Source organism: Actinoplanes sp. CA-252034 (assembly GCF_050956125.1).
In the GTDB taxonomy this organism is placed as follows: domain Bacteria; phylum Actinomycetota; class Actinomycetes; order Mycobacteriales; family Micromonosporaceae; genus Actinoplanes.
The window spans coordinates 6,944,010-6,968,846 of record NZ_CP191846.1 but is presented as its reverse complement, the minus strand read 5'-3'; the positions used below and the strand labels follow the sequence as shown (position 1 = coordinate 6,968,846).

The 24,837-nt window shown below is 73.4% G+C and carries 5 protein-coding genes (1 of these 5 cut by a window edge); all 5 read left to right on the top strand.

The annotated features are described in order from the left end of the window. Tightly spaced (each overlapping or abutting the next), the 5 genes in view from ACQPZW_RS31885 to ACQPZW_RS31865 form a layout consistent with a single transcriptional unit that may run on beyond the window. Nucleotides 1-253, top strand: partial view of an SDR family NAD(P)-dependent oxidoreductase gene (locus tag ACQPZW_RS31885; RefSeq protein ID WP_433797672.1) — the end only. 15,089 nt of this gene lie to the left of the window's left edge; only the last 253 of its 15,342 coding nucleotides appear in the window; the start codon falls outside the window, past its left edge; the stop codon is at nucleotides 251-253. Continuing rightward, nucleotides 151-1,317, top strand: coding sequence for a hypothetical protein (locus tag ACQPZW_RS31880; protein WP_433789724.1), 1,167 nt, complete (start codon nucleotides 151-153; stop codon nucleotides 1,315-1,317). Before ACQPZW_RS31885 ends, ACQPZW_RS31880 begins: the two co-directional genes overlap by 103 nt. Continuing rightward, nucleotides 1,311-12,683, top strand: a complete 11,373-nt coding sequence (locus ACQPZW_RS31875; RefSeq protein WP_433789723.1) for a type I polyketide synthase — start codon at nucleotides 1,311-1,313, stop codon at nucleotides 12,681-12,683. Before ACQPZW_RS31880 ends, ACQPZW_RS31875 begins: the two co-directional genes overlap by 7 nt. After that, nucleotides 12,605-15,289 carry an SDR family NAD(P)-dependent oxidoreductase gene (locus ACQPZW_RS31870; protein WP_433789722.1) on the top strand — a complete coding sequence of 895 codons (2,685 nt, stop codon included), beginning with the start codon at nucleotides 12,605-12,607 and terminating at the stop codon, nucleotides 15,287-15,289. Before ACQPZW_RS31875 ends, ACQPZW_RS31870 begins: the two co-directional genes overlap by 79 nt. After that, a complete protein-coding gene (locus ACQPZW_RS31865) occupies nucleotides 15,286-24,837 on the top strand; it encodes an SDR family NAD(P)-dependent oxidoreductase (RefSeq protein WP_433789721.1) in 9,552 nt (3,183 codons plus the stop codon). The genes ACQPZW_RS31870 and ACQPZW_RS31865 overlap by 4 nt, the downstream gene beginning before the upstream one ends.

Here is a 24,837-nt window from a genome sequence, read left to right as displayed (position 1 = left end):
GGTGGTGTCGTCGGGGATTGGTCGGATCCGGCCTATTGGGTGTCTCATGTGCGGGACACGGTTCGGTTCGCGGACGCGATCGCGCAGTTGGGGCAGGGCCCTGGCCTGTCGAACGCGGCGGATCCGGTGCCCGCGCCAGGGCTTGCGGGTGTGCGGTTCGTCGAGCTGGGGCCGGATGCGGTGCTGTCGGCGCTGGTCGACGACGCGGTGCCGCTGCTGCGCCGTGACGGTGACGAGGTCACGACGGCTTTGACCGCCGTGGCGAGGCTGTTCGTGAGCGGTGTCGCCGTCGACTGGACCGCGTTCCATGACGGTGTCCGCCCGGCGGCCCTGCCGACCTACGCGTTCCAGCGCCAGCGCTACTGGCTGCGCTCCCGGCCCGAAGCCCCGGCCACCGCCGCCGACGACTCGTTCTGGGAGCCGATCGACCGCGGAGACCTGCAGGAGCTAGCCGCCCGCCTGGGCGTCGCGGCCCTCACAGTGGAGCCGCTGCTGCCCGCCTTGACGGCCTGGCGAGCCCGCGGCCGCGAACGTTCCCTGATCGACGGCTGGCGCCACCGAGTCATCTGGAAGCCCGCCGACCTGCCCGCCTCCCCGGGCGTCGCCCGGCCCGGAGGCTCCGGTGTCTGGGCTCTGATCGGCGACGACGACCTGGGCCTTGCCGACGCCCTTGCCGCCGCGGGTATCGAAGCCGTTCCGGTCATCGCCGCGGAACTGGCGGCAGCGGCCGTCGACGGCATCCTCGTCCTGCCGTCCGTGCCGCTCACCGACCTGCCCGGCCTGGTCCGCACGGCGGACGCGCCGACCTGGCTGCTGACCCGCAACGCGGTGGCCACCGGCCGCGCCGACGGTGCCCCCGACGTGATGCAGGCCGCCAAGTGGGGCCTGGGCCGGGTCGCCGGCCTCGAACACCCGCAGACCTGGCGGGGCCTCATCGACCTTCCCCGGGCGGTCGACGCGCCGACCGCCGGCCGCCTCGCCGCGATCCTCGCCGGAGCACTCGGCGACGAGGACCAGATCGCTCTCCGATCCGGCGGCGCCCTGATCCGCCGTCTGCAACCGGCCCCCCAACCCGCGAGAATCCAGCGTTCCCCAGCGATCCGTCCCGGCCCGGTAACCCGGTCCAGCCCGGAAAGCCGGTCGAGGTGGATGGCTCGGCCGCGGTGGGTGGTCCGGCCGCGGTGGGTGGCCCGACCAGGGACGACGGCCCGGTTGACGTGGGTGGCTCGGTTGAGGGCGGCGGCGCCGGAGAGGGCGTGCCCGGCTCGGGTGTCGCTGCCGCCGGTGGGGTCTGGCGGCCTCGCGGGACCGTGCTGATCGCCGGTGGCACCGGTGGTCTGGGCTCGCAGGTGGCCCGTTGGGCCGCCGACAACGGCGCGGACCGATTGGTCCTGGTGTCCCGGCGTGGCGGCGAGACCGACATTCCGAACGCCGAGGTGCACGCCTGCGATCTGGCCGACCGGGCTGCCGTCGAGGCGCTGCTGGCCGCAGTCGGCCCGGTGCACGCGATCGTGCACGCGGCCGGGGTGGCCGAGGACGCCGACCTGGTCGACGTCGATGCCGGGCACCTGGAGCGGGTGCTCACCGGCAAGGTGGACGGCGCCCGGCACCTGGACGAACTGGCCGGGGACGTGGACGCGTTCGTGGTGTTCTCGTCGATCTCCGGGATCTGGGGCAGTTCCGGCCAGGCCGCCTACTCTGCGGCGAACGCCGCACTGGACGCCGTCGTCGCCGGCCGCCGGGCCCGTGGCCTGGCCGGCACCGCGATCGCGTGGGGCCCGTGGGCGCGCGTCGGCATGGCCGCCGAGGCCGAGGTCGCCGGCCGGCTGCGGCGCCGCGGCCTTCAGCCGGTGGATCCGGGGACGGCGCTCGCCGCCATGGCCGGTGCGGTCGGCGCGGGTGAGGAACAGGTCGTGGTCGCCGACGTACGGTGGACCGACTTCCTGCCCGCTTTCACCGCCACCCGGCCGCGCCCGTTCTTCGCCGACCTGCCCGCCGCCCGCAGCATCGCCGGGCAGCAGGACCGGCCCGAGACGTCGGCGTTCGCGCAGCGGCTCGCCGGGCTGGCCGCCGCCGACCAGGAACGCCTGATCACGGATGTGGTGCGCACCCACGTCGCGGCGGTCCTCGGGCACGCCTCGACCGACACGATCGACCCGGGGAAGGCGTTTAAGGAGCTCGGGTTCGACTCGCTGACCGCTGTCGAACTTCGGAACCGGCTGCAGGCCGCGACCGGGCTCGTCCTTCCGGCGACGCTCGCGTTCGATCACCCGAGTGCACAACGGCTCGCTTCGTTCGTACAGCAGAAGGTCCTCGGGGTGAGCGGGCCGCAACCGCTTGCCGGGGCAGCCACGGTGACCAGCGATGATCCGATCGTGATCGTCGGCATGGGGGTACGCCTGCCGGGCGGTGTCGAGACGCCGGAGCAGTACTGGGATCTGGTCGCCTCCGGTGGGGACGGGATCGGTGCGTTCCCCACCGACCGTGGCTGGGACCTGGACCGGCTGTACCACCCGGACCCGGACCATCCGGGCACGTTCTACGCCCGCGGCGGCGGTTTCCTGTACGGCGCCGGCGACTTCGACGCCGGGCTGTTCGGGATCTCGCCGCGCGAGGCCCTCGCCATGGACCCGCAGCAGCGGCTGCTGCTTGAAACGTCGTGGGAGGCGCTGGAACGCGGCGGCGTCGACCCGCTCGGCCTGGCCGGGGAGCCGGTCGGCGTGTTCGTCGGCGCGTCCGTGATGGGTTACGGCATGGGCCCGGTCGAGGCCGCCGACGGCATCGAGGGACACCTGCTCACCGGCACCGCCTCGTCGGTCATGTCGGGGCGGATCTCCTACACGTTCGGGCTGGAGGGCCCGGCCGTCACCATCGACACGGCGTGCTCGTCGTCGCTGGTGGCGCTGCATCTGGCCGGGCAGGCGCTACGGTCGGGTGAATGTTCGATGGCGCTCGTCGGCGGCGTGACGGTGATGCCGAACGCGGACGTGTTCGTCGAGTTCTCCCGGCAGCGCGGGCTGTCGCCGGACGGGCAGTGCAAGTCGTTCAGCGCGGACGCCGACGGCACCGGCTGGTCCGAAGGCGCGGGCATGCTGCTGGTCGAGCGGCTGTCGACGGCCCGGGCGGCCGGGCGGCGGGTGCTGGCGGTGGTGCGCGGAACGGCGGTCAACCAGGACGGCGCGTCCAACGGGCTCACCGCCCCGAACGGGCCCGCCCAGCAGCGGGTGATCCGGCAGGCGCTGACCGCGGCGGGTCTGCGGGCCTCGGACGTGGATGCGGTCGAGGCGCACGGAACCGGGACTACGCTCGGTGACCCGATCGAGGCGCAGGCGCTGCTGGCCACCTATGGTCAGGATCGGTCAGCGCCGCTGTGGCTCGGGTCGGTGAAGTCCAACATCGGCCACACTCAGGCCGCCGCCGGTGTCGCGGGCATCGCCAAGATGGTCCTCGCGATGCGGCACGGTGTGCTCCCGGCTACCCGGCACGCCGCGTCGCCGTCGCCGCACGTTGACTGGTCCGCGGGGGAGATCGCCCTGCTCACGGAGGCTCAGCCGTGGCAGGCGGGCGAGAGGCCCCGCCGTGCCGGCATCTCGGCGTTCGGCGTGTCCGGCACCAACGCGCACGTGATCCTGGAGGAGCCGCCGGTCTTCTCGCCGCCTTCGCCGCCTTCGCCGCTTCCGGTGGTCCCGGTGATCCTTTCCGGCGCGAGCGATGCCGTTCTCGATGCTCAATTCACCCTTTTCGGTACGGTCGACGCGTCTTCGATGTCTCTAGGTGCGGGTGCGGCCCGTCGGGCGGTGCTGTCGCATCGTGCCGTGGTCCTCGGCTCGGAGGTGGTCGCTCGCGGGGTGGCGTCACCGGCCCGTCTGGGGTTCCTGTTCACCGGTCAGGGTTCGCAGCGTGTCGATATGGGCCGGGGCCTGTACGCGTCGTTCCCGGTGTTTGCGGAAGCGTTCGACCGGGTCGCCCTGCACGTCGATCAGTATCTGGACCGGCCGCTCGCCGAGGTGCTGGCCGATGAGGAGTTGATCCACCAGACCGGCTATGCGCAGCCGGCGATCTTCGCGGTCGAGGTGGCGTTGCATGCTCTCCTCGACAGTTGGGGCGTCCGGCCGGACGTGCTGGTCGGTCACTCGATCGGTGAGATCGCCGCTGCTCACGTGGCCGGGGTGTTCTCGCTGGCCGACGCGGCCGTTCTGGTGACCGCTCGGGGTCGTCTGATGCAGGCGCTTCCCGCGGGCGGGGCGATGCTGGCGGTCCAGGCGTCGGAGGACGAGGTGCGGGCGGCATTCCCGCACATCGACATCGCGGCGGTCAATGGCCCCAGATCGGTCGTGGTCTCCGGCCCCGATGCCGACATTTCGCTTGTTGAAGGCGGGCCCTGGAAGACGACGCGGCTGCGGACCAGTCACGCGTTCCATTCGCGGTTGATGGAGCCGATGCTGCCCGAATTCGAGCGCATCGTCCTGACGTTGACCTTCAATGAGCCCAACCTCCCGGTCATCTCGCAGGGAGATTGGTCCGATTCGGCCTACTGGGTCGCGCATGTGCGGGACACGGTCCGGTTTGCCGAGGCGATCGCGCAGCTGGTTCCGGGCGAGGTGGGCCGTGGCTCAGGTGCCCTGAGTCCGGCGGATTCGGTGGCTGAGCGACGGCTCGCGGACGTGCGGTTCGTGGAGCTGGGGCCGGATGCGGTGTTGTCGGCGATGGTCGACGGCGCGGTGCCGCTGCTGCGCCGTGGCCGTGACGAGGTGACGACCCTGCTGACCGGCGTGGCCACGCTGTTTGTGCAGGGCGTACCCGTGCAATGGTCTGCGCTTTTCAACGGTGTTGAACCGGCTGACCTGCCTACCTATCCGTTCGAGCACAGCCGCTACTGGCTGCTGCCCGTCGCGCCCGCCGCCGTCGAGGACGGCTTCTGGGACGCCGTCGAACTCGGTGACCTGCCCACCCTCGCCGCCGAACTCGGCGTCGACCCCGGCGCGGTCGAAACCGTCCTGCCCGCCCTCACCACCTGGCGCGCCCGGGGCCGGGAACGCTCCCGGATCGCCGGCTGGCGCTACCGGGTCACCTGGAAGCCGGTCGCCGACCCGGCCCCGGCCACGCTGACCGGCACCTGGCTGGTCCTCGGCGCCGACATGCCGCTGCCCGGCGCCACCGTCGTCACCGATCTGGCCGCTACCACGCCGATCGACGGTGTGATCGCCCGTCCCGCCACCGTCCACGAGGCCCTCGCCCTTGTCCAGGAGCTGGGCCGGGCCGGTATCACCGCCCCGCTCTGGCTGCTGACCGACCCCGCCGGGGCGCGGATCCAGGGCTTCGGCCGGGTCGCGGCCCTGGAACACCCGGACCGCTGGGGCGGCCTCGTCGAACTGCCCGAAAATCCCGACGCCCGGGCGATCGCGCGCCTCACCGCCGTCCTGGCCGGCCGTCTCGGTGACGAGACCGAGATCGCCATCCGTGACGCCGGCCTGCTGGTGCGCCGCCTCGTCCCGGCGCCCGCGCCGCACGACCGGTGGCGCCCGACCGGCACGATCCTGATCACCGGCGGCACCGGCGGACTCGGCCGCCAGGTCGCCCGCTGGGCCGCCGACAACGGCGCCGACCGGATCATCCTGGTCTCCCGCAGCGGCGGCACCACCGACCTGCCCTCCATCGGCGGCGGCACCACCGACCTGCCCTCCATCGGCGGCGGCACCACCGACCTGCCCACCGTTGAAGTCCGCGCCTGCGACCTCACCGACAGGGACGCCGTCACCGCGCTGCTCGCCGAGTTCGACGACGAGCCGGACCTGGCGATCGTGCACGCCGCCGGAGTGCTCGCCGACGGCATGATCGCCGGTCTCGACCCGGCCCGCCTCGACACCGTGCTGGCCGCCAAAGCCGACGCCGCGCAGCTGCTGCACGAGCTGACCGCACACCGGCCGCTCAGCGCGTTCGTGCTGTTCTCGTCGACCGCGGGTGTCTTCGGCAACCCCGGGCAGGCCAACTACGCCGCCGCGAACGCCGCCCTCGACGCGCTCGCCGCACAGCGGGCCGCCGCCGGGCTGCCGGCCACCTCGATCGCCTGGGGTCCGTGGGCCGACGCCGGGATGATGGCCGGCCACGCCGCGTCCGCGCAGTTCCGGCGGACCGGCCTCACCCTGCTGCCGCCGGACCTCGCGCTGGCCGCCATGGCCGACGCGGTCGGCAGCGGCGAACCCACGGTGCTCGTCGCCGACGTGCGCTGGGACCGGTTCGCCGCCGAACTCGGAGCAGTCCGGCCCGCCACGATCCTCGCCGACCTTCCCGAGGTGCGGGCACAGGGCCGCGAGGTCACCGTCGACGGGCGGCTGCCACTGGCCGTACGGCTGGCCGACCTGCCGCCCGCCGAAGCGCGCCGGACCATCCTCGCCGACGTGCGCACGGCCGCCGCATCCGTGCTCGGCCACGAGAACGCCGACGCGGTCCCGGCCGGACGATCCTTCCAGGAGCTCGGCTTCGACTCGCTGACCGCGATGGAGCTGCGCAACCGGCTCGCCGCGGCCACCGGGCTCACCCTGCCGGCCACCCTCGTGTTCGACTACCCGGACGCGGAGCGGCTCACGGCGTACCTCCTGGAGCGGCTCGCCGGAAGCCGGCCCACGACATCGTCCGCACCCGTCGCCACGGCCGTCGACGACCCGATCGTCATCGTGGGCCTGGCCTGCCGATTCCCCGGGGACGCCGACACCCCGGAGGCGCTGTGGGAGCTGCTCGCCTCCGGCGCCGACGCGATCGGCGCGTTCCCGGCCGACCGCGGCTGGGACCTTGACGCGATCTACCACCCGGAACCCGGTCGCGCCGGCGCCACGTACGTCCGCGCGGGCGGCTTCGTCACCGGCGCCACCACCTTCGACGCGGGGCTCTTCGGGATCTCGCCGCGTGAGGCGCTCGCCATGGACCCGCAACAGCGCCTGCTCCTGGAGACGTCGTGGGAGGCGTTCGAGCGGGCCGGAATGGACCCGTCGGCCCTGCGTGGCGAACGGATCGGGGTGTTCGCGGGCACCAACGGCCAGGACTACGTGGCGCTCCTCGACGAAGGGCACGCCGATGTCGCCGCATCCGCCGGGCACATCGGCACCGGCAACGCGGCCAGCGTCCTCTCCGGGCGGGTGTCCTACATGTTTGGCCTGGAAGGACCGGCGGTCACCGTCGACACCGCCTGCTCGTCGTCGCTGGTGGCGCTGCACCTGGCCGGGCAGGCGCTGCAGTCCGGGGAGTGCACGATGGCCCTGGTCGGCGGTGTCACCGTGATGTCGACGCCGATGGCGTTCCTCGACTTCAGCCAGCAGCGCGGCCTCGCCGCCGACGGGCGGATCAAGGCGTTCGGCGCCGGAGCCGACGGCACCGCGTGGGGTGAGGGCGCCGGCGTCCTCCTCGTCGAGCGGCTGTCCACGGCGCGTGCGGCGGGCCGGCGGGTCCTCGCGGTGGTGCGCGGGACGGCGGTCAACCAGGACGGTGCGTCGAACGGGCTCACCGCGCCGAACGGGCCGTCCCAGCAGCGGGTCATCCGGCAGGCGCTCGCGGTGGCCGGGCTGCAGCCGTCCGAGGTGGACGTCGTCGAGGCGCACGGCACGGGGACCGCTCTCGGGGACCCGATCGAGGCGCAGGCGCTGCTGGCCACCTATGGTCAGGATCGGACAGCGCCGCTGTGGCTCGGGTCGATCAAGTCGAACATCGGGCACACCCAGGCCGCCGCCGGCGCCGCGGGCATTCTCAAGATGGTGCTCGCCTTCCAGCACGGCGCGCTGCCCGCGACTCTGCACGCCGACGAGCCGTCCCCGCACGTCGACTGGTCCGAAGGCGACATCGCCCTGCTCACGTCCGCCCAGCCTTGGCGGGCCGGTTCACGGCCCCGCCGGGCCGGCGTGTCCTCCTTCGGCATCAGCGGGACCAACGCGCACGTGATTTTGGAGGAGCCGCCGGCGTTCGAGGCGCCTGCAGCGCCATCGCCGCTTCCGGTGGTCCCGGTGATCCTTTCCGGTGCGAGCGATGCGGCTCTCGATGCTCAGATGACCCTTTTCGGTACGGTCGACGCGTCTTCGATGGCTCTAGGTGCGGGTGCGGCCCGTCGGGCGGTGCTGTCGCATCGTGCCGTGGTCCTGGGCTCGGAGGTGGTGGCCCGTGGTGTGGCCACGTCCCGGCGGCTCGGGTTCCTGTTCACCGGTCAGGGTTCGCAGCGTGTCGATATGGGCCGTGGCCTTCACGAGGCGTTCCCGGTGTTCGCGGAAGCGTTCGACCGGGTCGCCCTGCATCTCGACCAGCACCTGGACCGGCCGCTCGCCGAGGTGCTGGCCGATGAGGAGTTGATTCATCAGACGGCTTACGCCCAGCCGGCGATCTTCGCCGTCGAGGTGGCGTTGCACGCGCTGCTGGAGTCGTGGGGTGTGCGGCCGGATGTGCTGGTCGGTCACTCGATCGGTGAGATCGCCGCTGCTCACGTGGCCGGGGTGTTCTCCCTGATTGATGCGGCCACACTGGTGACCGCTCGCGGTCGTCTGATGCAGGCACTCCCCGTTGGCGGGGCGATGCTGGCGGTCCAGGCGTCGGAGGAAGAGGTGCGGGCGGCATTCCCGGACATCGACATTGCAGCGGTGAACGGGCCGAGGTCGGTCGTGGTCTCCGGCCTCGATGCCGACATTTCCGAAATCGCCGCCCGGGAGTGGAAGACGACGCGGCTGCGGACCAGTCACGCGTTCCATTCGCGGTTGATGGACCCGATGCTGCCGGAGTTCGAGCGGATCGTCCGGGCGTTGACGTTCACGCCGGGGCACGGCCGCTGGTCGGACCCGGCCTACTGGGTGTCGCACGTGCGCGACACGGTCCGCTTCGCCGACGCGATCGCCGAGTTGGACGGTGTCCGGTTCGTCGAGCTGGGGCCGGATGCGGTGCTGTCGGCGATGGTCGACGGCGCGGTGCCGCTGCTGCGCCGTGGCCGTGACGAGGTGACGACCCTGCTGACCGGCGTGGCCACGCTGTTTGTGCAGGGCGTACCCGTGCAATGGTCTGCGCTCTTCAACGGGGTTGAACCGGCTGACCTGCCGACCTATCCCTTCCAGCGGCAGCGTTTCTGGCCCGCGAAGGGTGTCCGCGCAGTCGCCGCCGACGGCGCCGACGACGGCTTCTGGTCCGCGGTGGCAGACGGTGACGCCGCCACCCTGGCCGGCCGACTGGGCGTGGACGAGGCCGCCGTTGCGCACCTGCTTCCGGCCCTGGCCGCCTGGCGAGCCCGAGGCCGGGAACATGTGCTGCTGGACGGTTGGCGTTATCGGGTGATCTGGAAGCCGCTGACCGTCCCCACAACCACCGGCCTGTCCGGCAGGTGGCTGCTGGTCGGTGGCGCCTCGGCCCGGACCGAGGTCCTGGCCGAGGCCCTGACCGCCCGGGGCGCAACCGTAGCCACCCTCCCGGCCGAGGCGCTGCGCCTTAGAACCACGCCGCACCCGGCCGAACCCCTGGCGCCCAACGACGTCGCTGTCTCGCCGGACGGCGTCGCCGAGGCGGTGGTGGGCCCGGGTCGTGGTGTAGCCGGTCGTATCGGCGCGGCTCTCCATGCGGACGGCGTCACCGACGGCCTGGCCGGCGTTATCTCTGTCCTGGACGGGACCGACGAGACGCTCGACCTGGTTCAGGCCCTCGCCGCGGCCGGCGTCGACGCCCCGCTGTGGATGATCACCCGGAACGCGGTCGCCACCGGCCGTGCGGACGAGGACGTCGATGTGGCGATGGCCGCGCTCTGGGGCTTCGGCCGGGCGGTCGGCCTGGAACACCCGCGCATGTGGGGCGGCCTGCTCGACCTGCCCGCCACCCTGGACGCCCGGTCAGCCGACCGGCTCGCAGCGATCCTCGGCGGCGCCCTCGGCCCGGAGGACCAACTGGCGCTCCGGCCTGCCGGAGTGCTCGCCCGCCGTCTCATCCACGCCCCGGCCGGCACCGGCACACCCGCGATCAACCTTGCGGGTGGCGGTTCGCCGGAGACCGCACCTGTCGGTGGGGGTGGTGGCTGGCGGCCGCGGGGCACCGTGCTGATCACCGGGGGGACCGGCGGGCTGGGCGGGGAAGTCGCCCGGTGGGCGGCCGGCAACGGCGCCGAGCGGCTGATCCTGGTGTCCCGCAGCGGCGGTGCGACCGAGCTGCCGAACGCCGAGGTGCACGCCTGCGACATCGGTGACCGGGCCGCGGTGCGGGCACTGCTGGCGGCGGTGGGGCCGGTCGACGCCGTGGTGCACGCGGCCGGTATCGGTGAGGACGTCAGCCTGTCCGACGCGGATCGCGCGCACCTCGACCGGGTGCGGCGGGGCAAGGTCGACGGCGCCCTGCACCTGGACGAGATGGTGGGTGACGTGGACGCGTTCATCGTCTTCTCGTCGATCTCGGCCACCTGGGGCAGCGCACGCCAGGCCGCCTACGGGGCCGCCAACGCCGCCCTCGACGGCCTGATCCAGCGCCGCCGGGCCGCCGGGAAGCCCGGCACGTCGATCGCCTGGGGGCCTTGGGCCCAGGTCGGCATGGCCGGTGCCGAGAACGCGGCCACCGCCCTGCGTCGCCAGGGACTCGCCGCCATGGACCCGCAGCGGGCGGTCGCGGCTCTCGCCTCGGCCGTCGGCTCCGGCGACGACCTGGTGACGGTCGCGGACGTACGGTGGGACGAGTTCCTGCCGCTCTTCACCGCCGCCCGGCCGCGCCCACTCTTCGACGACCTGCCCGAGACCGCAGCCGTCACCCTCGCAGCGGCGACCGCCGGGACGCCGGGCCTCGCCGTCGAATTGGCCGGCCTGCCCGCCGCCGAACGGCACCGCCTCGTGCTGGACCTGGTCCGCGCCGAGGTCGCCACGGCCCTCGGCCACGCTTCGGCCACCGCGATCGAACCGGAACGCGCCTTCAAGGACCTGGGCTTCGACTCCCTGACCGCCGTCGAGCTGCGCAACCGCCTGCAGACCGCCACCGGTCTGGCGCTGCCGGCCACCCTGGTCTTCGACTATCCGAACGCCGACCGGCTCGCGTCCTTCGCGCTGGCCCTTCTGGCGCCGGACACGGCCGCCCCGGGCAGCGCCGACACTCATGCCACCGCGGCCACCGCGGCCACCGACGACCCGATCGTCATCGTCGGCATGGGCCTGCGCCTGCCCGGCGGCGTGGAATCACCGCGGGCGCTCTGGGACCTGGTCGCCGGATCGACGGACGTGATCGGGCCGTTCCCGGCCGACCGCGGCTGGGACATCGACCGCCTCTACCACCCCGACCCCGACCACCCGGGCACGACCTACGCGCGGGAGGGCGGTTTCCTCTACGGTGCCGGCGAGTTCGACGCGGCCCTGTTCGGCATCTCGCCCCGCGAGGCGCTGGCCATGGACCCGCAGCAGCGTCTGCTGCTGGAGACGTCGTGGGAGGCGTTCGAGACGGCCGGGGTCAACCCGCTCGGCCTGCGCGGCGAGCCGGTCGGGGTCTACGTCGGAGCGACCTTCATGGGGTACGGCTCCGGCGCGGCCGAAGCAGCGGAGGGACACCTGCTCACCGGTACGGCGTCGTCGGTCATCTCCGGCCGGGTGTCGTACACGTTCGGCCTGGAGGGCCCCGCCGTCACGGTCGACACGGCGTGCTCGTCGTCGCTGGTGGCCCTGCACCTAGCGGCGCAGGCGCTGCGCTCCGGCGAATGCACGATGGCCCTGGTCGGCGGTGTCACCGTGATGCCCACCGCGGACGTGTTCGTCGAGTTCTCCCGGCAGCGCGGGCTGTCGGCGGACGGCCGCTGCCGCTCCTTCGGAGACGGCGCGGACGGGACCGGTTGGTCCGAGGGCGCGGGAATGCTCCTGATCGAACGACTGTCGGACGCGCAGCGGCACGGCCACGAGATCCTCGCCGTGGTCCGTGGCACGGCGGTCAACTCCGACGGCGCCTCGAACGGCCTGACCGCCCCGAACGGTCCCGCCCAGCAGCGGGTGATCCGGCAGGCGCTGGCCGCCGCGGGTCTGCGCCCGTCGGAGGTGGACGCGGTCGAGGCGCACGGCACGGGCACCGCCCTCGGTGACCCGATCGAGGCGCAGGCGTTGCTGGCCACCTATGGTCAGGACCGTGCCGGGGCGCCGTTGTGGCTGGGGTCGGTGAAGTCGAACATCGGCCACACCCAGGCGGCCGCGGGTGTCGCCGGCATCGCCAAGATGGTGCTGGCCTTGCGGCACGGGGTCCTCCCTGCGACTCTGCACGCCGACGCGCCGTCGCCGCACGTGGACTGGACGGCCGGTGACATCGCCCTGCTGACGTCGGCTCAGCCGTGGCCGGCGGCCGACCGCCCGCGCCGGGCCGGTGTGTCCGCCTTCGGTGTCTCCGGCACCAACGCCCACGTGATCATCGAAGAGGCCCCGGCGGTCGCCCCGGCGCTTTCGGCGCGCCGGGGAATCGTGCCGGTGGTGGTGTCCGGACACGATCGGGCAGCCCTGGCCGCGCAGGCGGCCAGGTTGATGGAGATCACCGATCCCGACGCGACATCGGCCGTGCCGGTCGCGGGATCGGCCGAGATGGCCGGGTCGATGTGGCGGCCGTCGGTGCGGCGGCTGCCAGGCGTGCCGCTCTGCCGCATCGGGCTGTGGTCCTGGCATCGGATCACGCCACGTTGTCGGCCGGTCTCGCCGAGGTGGCAGCCGGTGGCGGGCTGTCCGGAGTGACGTCGTCCGCGCGTCTCGGGTTCCTGTTCACCGGCCAGGGTTCGCAGCGTGTCGACATGGGCCGTGGTCTGTACGCGTCCTTCCCGGTGTTCGCTTCGGAATTCGATCGGGTCGCCCTGCATCTCGATCAGTATCTGGACCGGCCTCTCGCCGAGGTGCTGGCCGATGAGGAGTTGATCCACCAGACGGGTTATGCGCAGCCGGCGATCTTCGCGGTCGAGGTGGCGTTGCATGCGCTGCTGGAGTCGTGGGGTGTGCGCCCGGATGTGCTGGTCGGTCACTCGATCGGTGAGATCGCCGCTGCTCACGTGGCCGGGGTGTTCTCGCTGGCCGACGCGGCCGTTCTGGTCACGGCGCGGGGTCGTCTGATGCAGGCGCTTCCGGCTGGTGGGGCGATGCTGGCGGTGCAGGCGTCGGAGGACGAGGTGCGGGCGGCGTTCCCGGGCATCGACATCGCGGCGGTGAACGGGCCGAGGTCGGTCGTGGTCTCCGGCCCCGATTCCGACATTTCCGAGATCGCCGCGGGCGGGTGGAAGTCGACGCGGCTGCGGACCAGTCATGCGTTCCATTCGCGGTTGATGGAGCCGATGCTGGCCGATTTCGATCGGGTGGTCCGGAGGTTGTCGTTCCGTGCGCCGAGCATCCCGGTGGTGTCGTCGGGGGACTGGTCGGATCCGGCCTATTGGGTGTCGCATGTGCGCGACACGGTCCGCTTTGCTGATGCGATCGCGCAACTAGGACGTGGCCCTGGTGCCGGCGTGGACGCGGCGGGTCCTGTGTCCGAGGTGCGGTTCGTCGAGCTGGGGCCGGATGCGGTGCTGTCGGCGCTGGTCGACGACGCGGTGCCGCTGCTGCGCCGTGACGGTGACGAGGTCACGACGGCTTTGACCGCCGTGGCGAGGCTGTTCGTGAGCGGTGTCGCCGTCGACTGGACCGCGTTCCATGACGGTGTCCGCCCGGCGGCCCTGCCGACCTACGCGTTCCAGCGCCAGCGGTACTGGTTGGAGGCCCGCACCGAGCGGGCCGACCCGGTGGACACCGCCTTCTGGGACACCATCGACCGGGGCGACCTGGCCCAGCTCACCGCCGAACTCGGCGTCGACCCCGCCACCTCACTGCAGGAAGCTCTCCCCGCGCTCACCTCGTGGCGAGCGCGGGGCCGTGAGCGTTCCCGTTTGGACGGCCTCCGCTACCGGATCACCTGGCAGCCGGTGACCGATCCCGGCCCCAGGCCGCTCACCGGGACCTGGCTGCTGCTCGGCACCCGTTCTCCGGCGTCTGGCCAGGATCACGATGGCGCCGTTCAGGGGCATGGTGATGGCCTCGAGTCGGGGGCGGCGGTGCCGGGCAAGGAAGGGGGGAGCGCGGCTCAGCGCGAGTCGGTGCCGGGCCCTGAAGGAGTGGGTGCGGACTGGCACGGGCTGGTGGCGGCTCTCACCGCGCACGGGGCCCGCGTGGTCACCAGCGCGCCGGAAGGGCCGGTGGCGGGTGTCATCTGCCTGGCCGACGGGCTCGACGACGCGCTTGAGGTGGCCCGGGAGGCTGCGGCGCCGGTCTGGTTCGTGACCCGTGCGGCGGTTTCGGCCGGGCGGTCCGACCTGCCCGCCGACCCGGTGCAGGCGCAGGTGTGGGGGCTCGGGCGCACCATGGCCCTCGAGCACCCCGACCGCTGGGGTGGTCTGCTCGATCTGCCGGAGACCATCGACGAGCGGGCGGCCGGGCGGATCGCCGCGGTTCTGGGTGGGGCGCTGGGCAGTGAGGACCAGGTCGCCGTCCGGGCTGGTGGGCTGCTCGTCCGGCGGCTTCAGCACGCGCCGGCGGTGCGTGTGACGGCGGACTGGCGGCCCAGCGGGACCGTGCTGATCGCCGGTGGCACCGGTGGGCTGGGCGGCGCGGTCGCCCGCTGGGCTGCCGAGAACGGGGCCGAGCGGATCGTCCTCGTCTCCCGGCGCGGCGGCGAGACCGACATTCCGAACGCCGAGGTGCACGCCTGCGACCTGGCCGACCGTGACGCCGTCGAGGCGCTGCTAACCGCGGTCGGGCCGGTCGACGCCGTCGTCCACGCGGCCGGGGTCAGCGAGCACGCGACGATCCTCGAAGCCGACGCCGAGCACGTCCGCCGGGTCGTCGACGGGAAGGTGCTCGGCGCTCTGCATCTCGACGAGCTGGCCGGAGACGTGGACGCGTTCGTGGTGTTCTCGTCGATCTCCGGCATCTGGGGCAGCGCCGAACAGGCCGCCTACGGCGCCGCGAACGCCGCCCTCGACGCGCTGATCGCCCGCCGCCGGGCGCAGGGCAAACCCGGCACCGCGATCGCCTGGGGGCCGTGGGCCCGGGTCGGGATGGCCGCCGGCGACGACACGACGGGACGGCTGCGGCGGCAGGGGCTCAGCCCGATCGAACCGAACCTCGGGCTGGCCGCGATGACCGCCGCGGTCGGCTCGGGTGAGGAGGCCGTGACGGTCGCCGACGTTCGGTGGGCGGACTTCCTGCCGCTGTTCACGGCCACCCGGGAGCGGCCGCTCTTCGCGGCGCTGGCGGAAGCCGGGCCGGTGGAAGCGGCCGGGGGACCACCTCGGCGCTCGCCACGCGGCTGGCCGGGATGACGCGGGCCGAGTCGCAGCGGGCAGTCCTGGAACTGGTCCGCGGCGAGGTCGCGGCGGCACTCGGTCACGCTTCGGGGGCCGCCATCGACCCGGAACGGGCCTTCAAGGAGCTCGGGTTCGACTCGCTGACCGCTGTCGAACTTCGGAACCGGCTGCAGGCCGCGACCGGGCTCGTCCTTCCGGCGACGCTCGCGTTCGATCACCCGAGTGCACAACGGCTCGCTTCGTTCGTACAGCAGAAGATCTTGGGCGTCAGTGAGCCGCAACCGCTTGCCGGGGCAGCCACGGTGACCAGCGACGATCCGATCGTGATCGTCGGCATGGGGGTACGCCTGCCGGGCGGTGTCGAGACGCCGGAGCAGTACTGGGATCTGGTCGCCTCCGGTGGGGACGGGATCGGTGCGTTCCCCACCGACCGCGGCTGGGACCTGGACCGGCTCTACCACCCGGACCCGGACCACCCGGGCACGTTCTATGCGCGGGAGGGTGGCTTCCTGCGTGGGGCCGCCGAGTTCGACGCGGGACTGTTCGGGATCTCGCCGCGTGAGGCGCTCGCCATGGACCCGCAGCAGAGGCTGCTGCTGGAGACGTCGTGGGAGGCGTTCGAGCGGGCCGGGATCGACCCGTTGTCGCTGCAGGGCGAGCCGGTCGGGGTGTTCGCGGGCGCGGCCTTCATGGGGTACGGCACCACGTCCGAAGGCCTCGAAGGACACCTGCTCACCGGCACCGCCTCGTCGGTCATCTCGGGGCGGATCTCCTACACGTTCGGTCTGGAGGGCCCGGCCGTCACCATCGACACAGCGTGCTCGTCGTCGCTGGTGGCGCTGCATCTGGCCGGGCAGGCGCTACGGTCCGGCGAGTGTTCGATGGCGCTGGTCGGCGGTGTGACGGTGATGCCGACGCCGGACATCTTCGTCGAGTTCTCGCGGCAGCGCGGGCTGTCGGCGGACGGCCGGTGCCGATCGTTCGGCGCGGGCGCGGACGGGACCGGCTGGTCCGAAGGCGCGGGGATGCTGCTGGTGGAGCGCCTGTCGACGGCGCGTGCGGCGGGGCGGCGGGTGCTGGCGGTGGTGCGCGGGACGGCGGTCAACCAGGACGGCGCGTCCAACGGGCTCACCGCGCCCAACGGGCCCGCTCAGCAACGGGTCATCCGCCAGGCGCTAGCCGGCGCGGGTCTGACCACGGCGGACGTCGACGTGGTCGAGGCGCACGGCACCGGGACTACGCTCGGTGACCCGATCGAGGCGCAGGCGCTGCTGGCCACCTATGGTCAGGATCGGTCAGCGCCGCTGTGGCTCGGCTCGGTCAAGTCGAACATCGGGCACACCCAGGCCGCCGCCGGTGTCGCCGGGATCGTCAAGATGGTCCTGGCGATGCGCCACGACCTGCTGCCCGCGACGCTGCACGCGGACTCGCCGTCGCCGCACGTCGACTGGTCCGCGGGGGAGATCGCCCTGCTCACGGAGGCTCAGCCGTGGCAGGCGGGCGAGAGGCCCCGCCGCGCCGGCATCTCGGCGTTCGGTGTCTCCGGCACCAACGCGCACGTGATCATCGAGGAGCCGCCGGCGTTCGAGGCGCCTGCAGCGCCATCGCCGCTTCCGGTGGTCCCGGTGATCGTTTCCGGTGCGAGCGATGCCGTTCTCGATGCTCAGATGACCCTTTTCGGTACGGTCGACGCGTCCCCGATGTCTCTAGGTGCGGGTGCGGCCCGCCGGGCGGTGCTGTCGCATCGTGCCGTGGTCCTCGGCTCGGAGGTGGTCGCCCGCGGGGTCGCGTCACCGGCCCGCCTCGGGTTCCTGTTCACCGGTCAGGGTTCGCAGCGTGTCGACATGGGCCGTGGCCTGTACGAGGCGTTCCCGGTGTTCGCGGAAGCATTCGACCGGGTCGCCCTGCACGTCGATCAGTATCTGGACCGGCCGCTCGCCGAGGTGCTGGCCGATGACGAGCTGATTCATCAGACGGCTTACGCCCAGCCGGCGATCTTCGCCGTCGAGGTGGCGTTGCATGCGCTGCTGGAGTCGTGGGGTGTGCGCCCGGATGTGCTGGTCGGTCACTCGATCGGTGAGATCGCCGCTGCTCACGTGGCCGGGGTGTTCTCCCTGGTTGATGCGGCCACACTGGTGACCGCTCGGGGTCGTCTGATGCAGGCGCTTCCGGCTGGTGGGGCGATGCTGGCGGTGCAGGCGTCGGAGGACGAGGTGCGGGGGGCGTTCCCGGGCATCGACATCGCGGCGGTGAACGGGCCGAGGTCGGTCGTGGTCTCCGGCCCCGATTCCGACATCTCGCTTGTTGAAGGCGGGCCCTGGAAGACGACGCGGCTGCGGACCAGTCACGCGTTCCATTCGCGGTTGATGGAGCCGATGCTCGCCGATTTCGATCGGGCGGTGCGGGCGCTGTCATTCAACGCGCCAACCATCCCGGTGGTGTCGTCGGGGGACTGGTCGAATCCGGCCTACTGGGTGTCGCATGTGCGCGACACAGTCCGGTTTGCGGACGCGATCGCCCAGGTGGGCGGGAGCGACAGCGCCAGCCGCCACTCACGAGCCTCAAGCCCGGCGGATCCGGTGTCCGAGCCCAGGCTCGCGGACGTGCGGTTCGTGGAGTTGGGGCCGGATGCAGTGTTGTCGGCGATGGTCGACGACGCGGTCCCGCTGCTGCGCCGCGGCCGTGACGAGGTGACGACCCTGCTGACCGGCGTGGCCACGCTGTTTGCTCAGGGCGTACCCGTGCAATGGTCTGCGCTCTTCAACGGGGTTGAACCGGCTGACCTGCCGACCTATCCCTTCCAGCGGCAGCGCTACTGGCTGGAGTTCCGCGCCACCACCACCGATCCGGTGGAGGCGGCGTTCTGGGACCGGATCGAGCAGGGCGACCTGCCCGGCCTCGCCGCCCAGCTCGGTGTCGCCGAGACCGACCTGGAGACGGTGCTGCCCGCGCTGGCCGGTTGGCGAGCACAGGGCCGCGACCGGGCCACGGTCGACGGCTGGCGCTACCGGGTGGTGTGGGAGCCGGTCACCGACCCGGCCCCGGCGACCCTCGACGGCGCCTGGGCGCTGATCGGCGACGTGCCGCTGGCCGCGATGCTGGAGCGGCACGGCGCCACGGTGACCGACGACGTGCGGGCCGCCGTCGGCATCGTCGCCGCCCCGGCCACCCCCGAGGAGGCCCTGGAGCTGGTCCAGTCCCTGGCGGCCGACGGGGTGACCGCCCCGCTGTGGCTGGTCACCCGGGGAGCCGTGGCCACCGGCCGGGCCGACGTCACCCAGGCGCAACTGTGGGGCTTCGCCCGGGCGGCCGGCCTCGAACACCCCGAGTTCTGGGGTGGCCTGCTCGACCTCCCCACCGACCTCGACAAACGATCCGAGGACCGCATCGCCGCCGTGCTCTCCGGCGCGCTCGGCGCCGAGGACCAGATCGCGATCCGCGCCGGCGGCATCCTGGTCAGGCGCCTCGACCACGCCCCCGCGCCGCTCGCCACGGCCTGGCGGCCGCGCGGCACGATCCTGATCGCCGGCGGCACCGGCGGACTGGGCTCGCAGGTGGCCCGCTGGGCCGCCGACTACGGCGCGGACCGTCTGGTCCTGGTGTCCCGCCGCGGGGGCGAGACCGACATTCCGAACGCCGAGGTGCACGCCTGCGACCTGGCCGACCGGGCCGCCGCCGCGGCGCTGCTGGCCGCGGTCGGCCCGGTCGACGCGATCGTGCACGCGGCCGGGGTCAGCGAGGACGTCGACCTGGTCGACGCCGACACCGGTCACCTCGACCGGGTGATCCGCGGCAAAGTCCTCGCCGCGCAGCACCTGGACGAGCTGGCCGGCGACGTGGACGCCTTCGTGGTGTTCTCGTCGATCTCCGGCGTCTGGGGCAGCGCCGGCCAGGCCGCCTACGGCGCCGCGAACGCCGCCCTCGACGCCCTGATCGCCCGGCGGAGGGCGGACGGCAAGCCGGGCACCGCCGTGGCCTGGGGCCCGTGGGCGCGGGTCGGGATGGCCGCCGACGAGGACGTGGCCGGTCAGCTGCGGCGCCGCGGCCTCGACCCGATGGCCCCCGAGCGAGCCCTCACCGCGCTGGCCACGGCAGTCGGCGCCGGCGACGAGCAGGTCATCGTCGCGGACGTGCGCTGGGCCGACTTCCTGCCGCTGTTCACCGCCACCCGGGAGCGGCCGTTCTTCGCCCGGCTCGCCCCGGCCGGCGACGACGCCGGGCAGCCGGCGAGCGGTCTGGCCGCCCGGCTCGCCACGATGGCCGGAAACGATCGGCAACGGGCCGTGCTCGGCCTGGTCCGCGCCGAGGTGGCGGCCGCGCTCGGGCACACGTCCGGCGACGCGATCGAACCCGGCCGCGCGTTCAAGGACCTCGGGTTCGACTCGCTCACCGCGGTCGACCTGCGCAACCGTCTGCGGGCGGCGACGGGGCTCGCCCTGCCGGCGACACTCGTGTTCGACCATCCCGATGCGGAGCGGCTCACGGCGTACCTCCTCGAGGCCGTCGGCGGGACCGAGACGCGCCCGCCCGCCGAGGCGACCACGGTGACCAGCGACGATCCGATCGTGATCGTCGGCATGGGCCTGCGCCTGCCCGGCGGAGTCGAGACGCCCGCCGGATACTGGGATCTCGTCGCGTCCGGCCGGGACGGCATCGGCACCTTCCCGGAGGACCGCGGCTGGGACCTGGAGGCGCTCTACCACCCGGACCCGGAGCACCCGGGCACCTCCTACACCCGGCACGGCGGTTTCCTCGACGCCGCCACCACGTTCGACGCCGGGCTCTTCGGGATCTCGCCGCGCGAGGCGACCGCGATGGACCCGCAGCAGCGGCTGCTCCTGGAAACGTCGTGGGAGGCCTTCGAGACGGCCGGGGTGAATCCGCTGGGCCTGCGCGGCGAGCCGGTCGGCGTCTTCGTCGGAGCCTCCTTCATGGGGTACGGCAACGGGCCCGGCGAATCGGTCGACGGCCTGGAAGGGCACATGCTCACCGGAACGGCCTCGTCGGTCATGTCGGGCCGGGTCGCCTACACGTTCGGGCTGGAGGGCCCGGCCGTCACCGTCGACACGGCGTGCTCGTCGTCGCTGGTCGCGCTGCATCTGGCGGGTCAGGCGCTGCGGTCCGGCGAGTGTTCGATGGCGCTCGTCGGCGGGGTGACGGTGATGCCGAACGCGGACGTGTTCGTCGAGTTCTCCCGGCAGCGCGGGCTGTCGCCGGACGGGCGCTGCAAGTCGTTCGGCGATGGCGCGGACGGGACCGGCTGGTCCGAGGGCGCGGGCATGCTGCTGGTCGAGCGGCTGTCTGACGCGCGACGGCACGGGCACGAGATCCTTGCCGTGGTCCGCGGGACGGCGGTCAACTCCGACGGCGCGTCGAACGGGCTCACCGCGCCGAACGGTCCCGCCCAGCAGCGGGTCATCCGGCAGGCGCTCGCCGCGGCAGGTCTGCGGGCATCGGACGTGGACGCGGTCGAGGCGCACGGCACGGGTACCACCCTCGGCGACCCGATCGAGGCGCAGGCGCTGCTCGCGACCTACGGCCAGGACCGGGACACGCCGCTGTGGCTCGGGTCGGTGAAGTCCAACATCGGGCACACCCAGGCCGCGGCCGGTGTCGCGGGCATCGCCAAGATGGTCCTCGCCCTGCGCCACGAGACGCTGCCGGCGACCCTGCACGCCGACGCGCCGTCGTCGCACGTGGACTGGTCGGCCGGTGATGTCGCACTGCTCACGTCGGCTCAGCCGTGGCCCGCCGGAGAGCGCCCGCGCCGGGCGGGTGTGTCGGCGTTCGGGGTGAGCGGCACCAACGCTCACATGATCATCGAGGAGGCGCCGGATGCGCCGGCCGTGACCGCGGTGACGCCGCTGCCGGTGGTGCCGGTGCCGGTGTCCGGGCACAGCGAGGCCGCGCTGCAGGTGCAACTGTCGCGGGTCGAGACGGCCGCCGGTGACATGCGTGGGATCGGTGCGGCGGCGGCCCGGCGGGCGGCCCTGCCGTACCGCGCCGTGCTGCTCGGCTCGGACGTGGTCGCGCGCGGGGTGGCGACGTCCCGGCGGCTCGGGTTCCTGTTCACCGGCCAGGGTTCACAGCGCGCCGACATGGGCCGTGGCCTGTACGCGTCCTTCCCGGTGTTCGCGGAAGCGTTCGACCGGGTCGCCCTGCACGTCGATCAGTATCTGGACCGGCCGCTGTCGGAGGTGCTCGCCGACGAGGAGCTGATCCATCAGACCGGGTACGCCCAGCCGGCCATCTTCGCCGTCGAGGTGGCGCTGCACGCGCTGCTGGATTCGTGGGGCGTGCGCCCGGACGTGCTGGTAGGCCACTCGATCGGGGAGATCGCCGCGGCCCATGTCGCCGGGGTGTTCTCGCTGGCCGACGCGGCCACGCTGGTCGCCGCGCGGGGCCGTCTGATGCAGGCGCTTCCCGCCGGTGGTGTGATGGTCGCGGTGCAGGCCTCCGAGGACGAGGTCCGGGCCGCGTTCCCCGATCTGGACATCGCCGCGGTGAACGGCCCCGCATCGGTGGTGGTGGCCGGCGCCCACATTCCGGACATGCCGTGGAAGACCACCAGGCTGCGGACCAGCCACGCCTTCCATTCGCGGCTGATGGAGCCGATGCTGCCGGAGTTCGAGCGGGTCGTGCGGACGCTGACGTTCGCGCCCGGTCACGGCCGCTGGTCGGACCCGGGCTACTGGGTGTCGCACGTGCGCGACACCGTGCGGTTCGCCGACGCGATCGCCGAGCTGGACGGTGTGCGGTTCGTCGAGCTGGGGCCGGACGCGGTGCTGTCGACTGTGGTCGACGACGCGGTGCCGCTGCTGCGGCGCGGGCGTGACGAGGTGACGACGGCGCTGACCGCACTGGCCACCCTGTTCGCCGACGGTGTCGACGTCGACTGGACCGCGCTGCACCAGGGCGTACGCCCGGCCGCTCTGCCGACCTACGCGTTCCAGCGGCAGCGGTACTGGATCGCCCCGCGTTCCGGAACCGGCGACCTCGGGGCCGCCGGGCTGGACACAGCCGACCACCCGCTGCTCGGGGCAGTCGTCCCGCTCGCCGACGGGGACGGCGCCGTGCTGACCGGGCGGATCTCGTTGCGTACCCACCCGTGGCTGGCCGACCACGTCGTCTCCGGTGCGGCGCTGCTGCCCGGCACCGCCCTGCTGGAGCTGGCGCTGCAGGCCGGCGGCGCCGCGATCGAGGAGCTGACCCTGCACGCGCCGCTGGTCGTGCCGGACCGTGGGGCCGTGCAACTGCAGGTCACCGTCGGCGGCTCCACGGTGCGGATCCACTCCCGGAGCGGGGACGGCGACTGGCTGCACCACGCGACCGGGACGCTCGGCACGTCCGGCTCACCGGACGTCCTGTCCTCGTGGCCGCCGGCCGGTGCGGTGCCGCTGCCGGTGGACGGGCTCTATCCCGGGCTGCGCGACATCGGCCTCGACTACGGTCCGGCCTTCCAAGGGCTGCACTCGGTCTGGCAGCACGGCGATGCCCGCTACGCCGAAGTGGCTCTGGACGCCGAGCAGCAGCGTGTCGCCGCCCGCTTCGGGGTGCACCCTGCACTGCTCGACGCGGCGCTGCACGCGCTGGCTCTCGGCGATGGGGACGGGGTGGCCCGGGTGCCGTTCAGCTGGTCGGACGTCACGGTGCACGCCACCGGCGCGGACCGGCTCCACGTACGGCTGACCGGCTCGGGCGACGCGGTGCGGCTGGACGCGTACACGGTGGACGGGCAGCCGGTGCTGACGGTCGGCTCGTTGGTGCTGCGGCCGGCGCCGTCGGTCCAGCCGGGTGCCGGTGACCTGTACACGGTCGACTGGACGCGTCTGCCCGTACCGGCGGCGGCTACGACCACCGGCTGGGCGGTCCTCGGTGACCCGCTGCCGCAGCTGCCCGGAGTTCCGGGTGTCGGCGGGTTCGGCGCTCCGGTCACGCTGGGGACGGCCGTCTCCGGCGGCTCCGGTGCCCCGGTCGTGCTGGTGACCGCCGGTTACGTCCCCGACGGCAAGACCGGGGCCGAGCTGCGCCGGATTCTCGGCCTGGTTCAGCAGGCCCTGGCCGGCGGCTCCCGGTTCGTCGCGCTGACCGGCGACACCCTCGCCGGTGCGGCGGTCCGCGGCCTGCTCCGGTCGGCCGGCCAGGAGAACCCGGACCGGATCCGGGTCATCGTCGTCGACGACGACCCGGCCTCTTGGCGGCTGATCCCGGCCGCCGTTGCCGCCGGCGAGCCGGAGGTGGCAGTCCGGGGCGGCGAGCTGTTCGCACCACGACTGGCCCGGACCACCGCGGGTGACCCCGTGTCGTTCGGCGAAGGACCGGTTCTGATCACCGGTGGATCCGGTGCTCTGGCCGCTCACATCGCCCGGCGCCTGGTCGACCGGCACGGCGTCCGGCGGCTGGTGCTGGTCAGCCGCAGCGGCGGCGGCAAGGCGCTCGCCGACGAGCTGGACGCCGAGGTGACCCTGGTCGCCGCGGACGTCACCGACCGCGACGCGCTCGCCGCGGTGCTCGCCGAGCATCCGGTCACCGCGGTCGTGCACACCGCGGGCGTCCTGGCCGACGGCATCACCGAGCAGATGACACCGGAGCGGCTCGACCTGGTGCTGCGGCCCAAGGTGGACGCCGCCCTGCACCTGCACGAGCTGACCCGCGACCGGAACCTGTCGGCGTTCGTGCTGTTCTCGTCGGCGTCGGCCGTCTTCGGCACACCGGGGCAGGCCAACTACGCCGCCGCGAACGCTTTCCTCGACGCGCTCGCCGAGCACCGGCGCACGCTGGGTCTCCCGGCGACCGCGCTGGCCTGGGGCCCGTGGGCCGACGGCGGCATGGCCGGCGACCTCGACGACAACGCCCGGCAGCGGATGGCCCGGGCCGGGACGCTCACGTTCGACGCCGTATCGGGGGCGGCGGCCTTCGACGCGGCCGTGACCGCACCGGTGGCGGCGGTCGTCCCGATCCGGCTCGACCTGGCCGCCGTACGGGCCGCTGGGGAGGTGCCGCATCTGCTGCGCGGCCTCGTCCGGCCCACCACCACCCGGGTGGCCGCGCCCACCACCGCCGACCCGGTGCAGCACCGCCTCACCGGCCTGTCCACCGAAGCCGGCCGGGAGCTGCTGCTCGACCTGGTGCACCGCCACGTGGCGGCGGTCCTCGGCTATCCGGAGGGCCAGCCGATCGAACCCACCCGCGGCTTCCTCGACCTGGGCTTCGACTCGCTGACCGCGGTCGAACTGCGCAACGGGCTGAGCACCGCGACCGGGCTGCGGCTGCCGGCCACGGTCATCTTCGACTACCCGACACCCGAGGATCTGGCCGCCCACCTGCACGGCGAGCTGGCCCCGGCCGCCCCGCCGCTGCCCGCCCTGGAGGAACTGGACCGGTTCGAGGCGGCGCTGTCAGCCGACGGCCTGGACCCGGCGGTCCTCGACCAGATCGCGGCCCGCCTGCGGAAACTGCTCGCGGGCTGGCAGCCGGCTGGCACCGACGAGGTCACCGGCCGCCTCGACGACGCCAGCGACGAGGAGATGTTCGCCTTCATCGACCAGGAGCTGGGCCTCTGA

What these genes read in the sequence shown, in the direction of transcription:
- ACQPZW_RS31865 (WP_433789721.1), top strand. Translation starts at nt 15,286, where the DNA reads ATGACGCGGGCCGAGTCGCAGCGGGCAGTCCTGGAACTGGTCCGCGGC.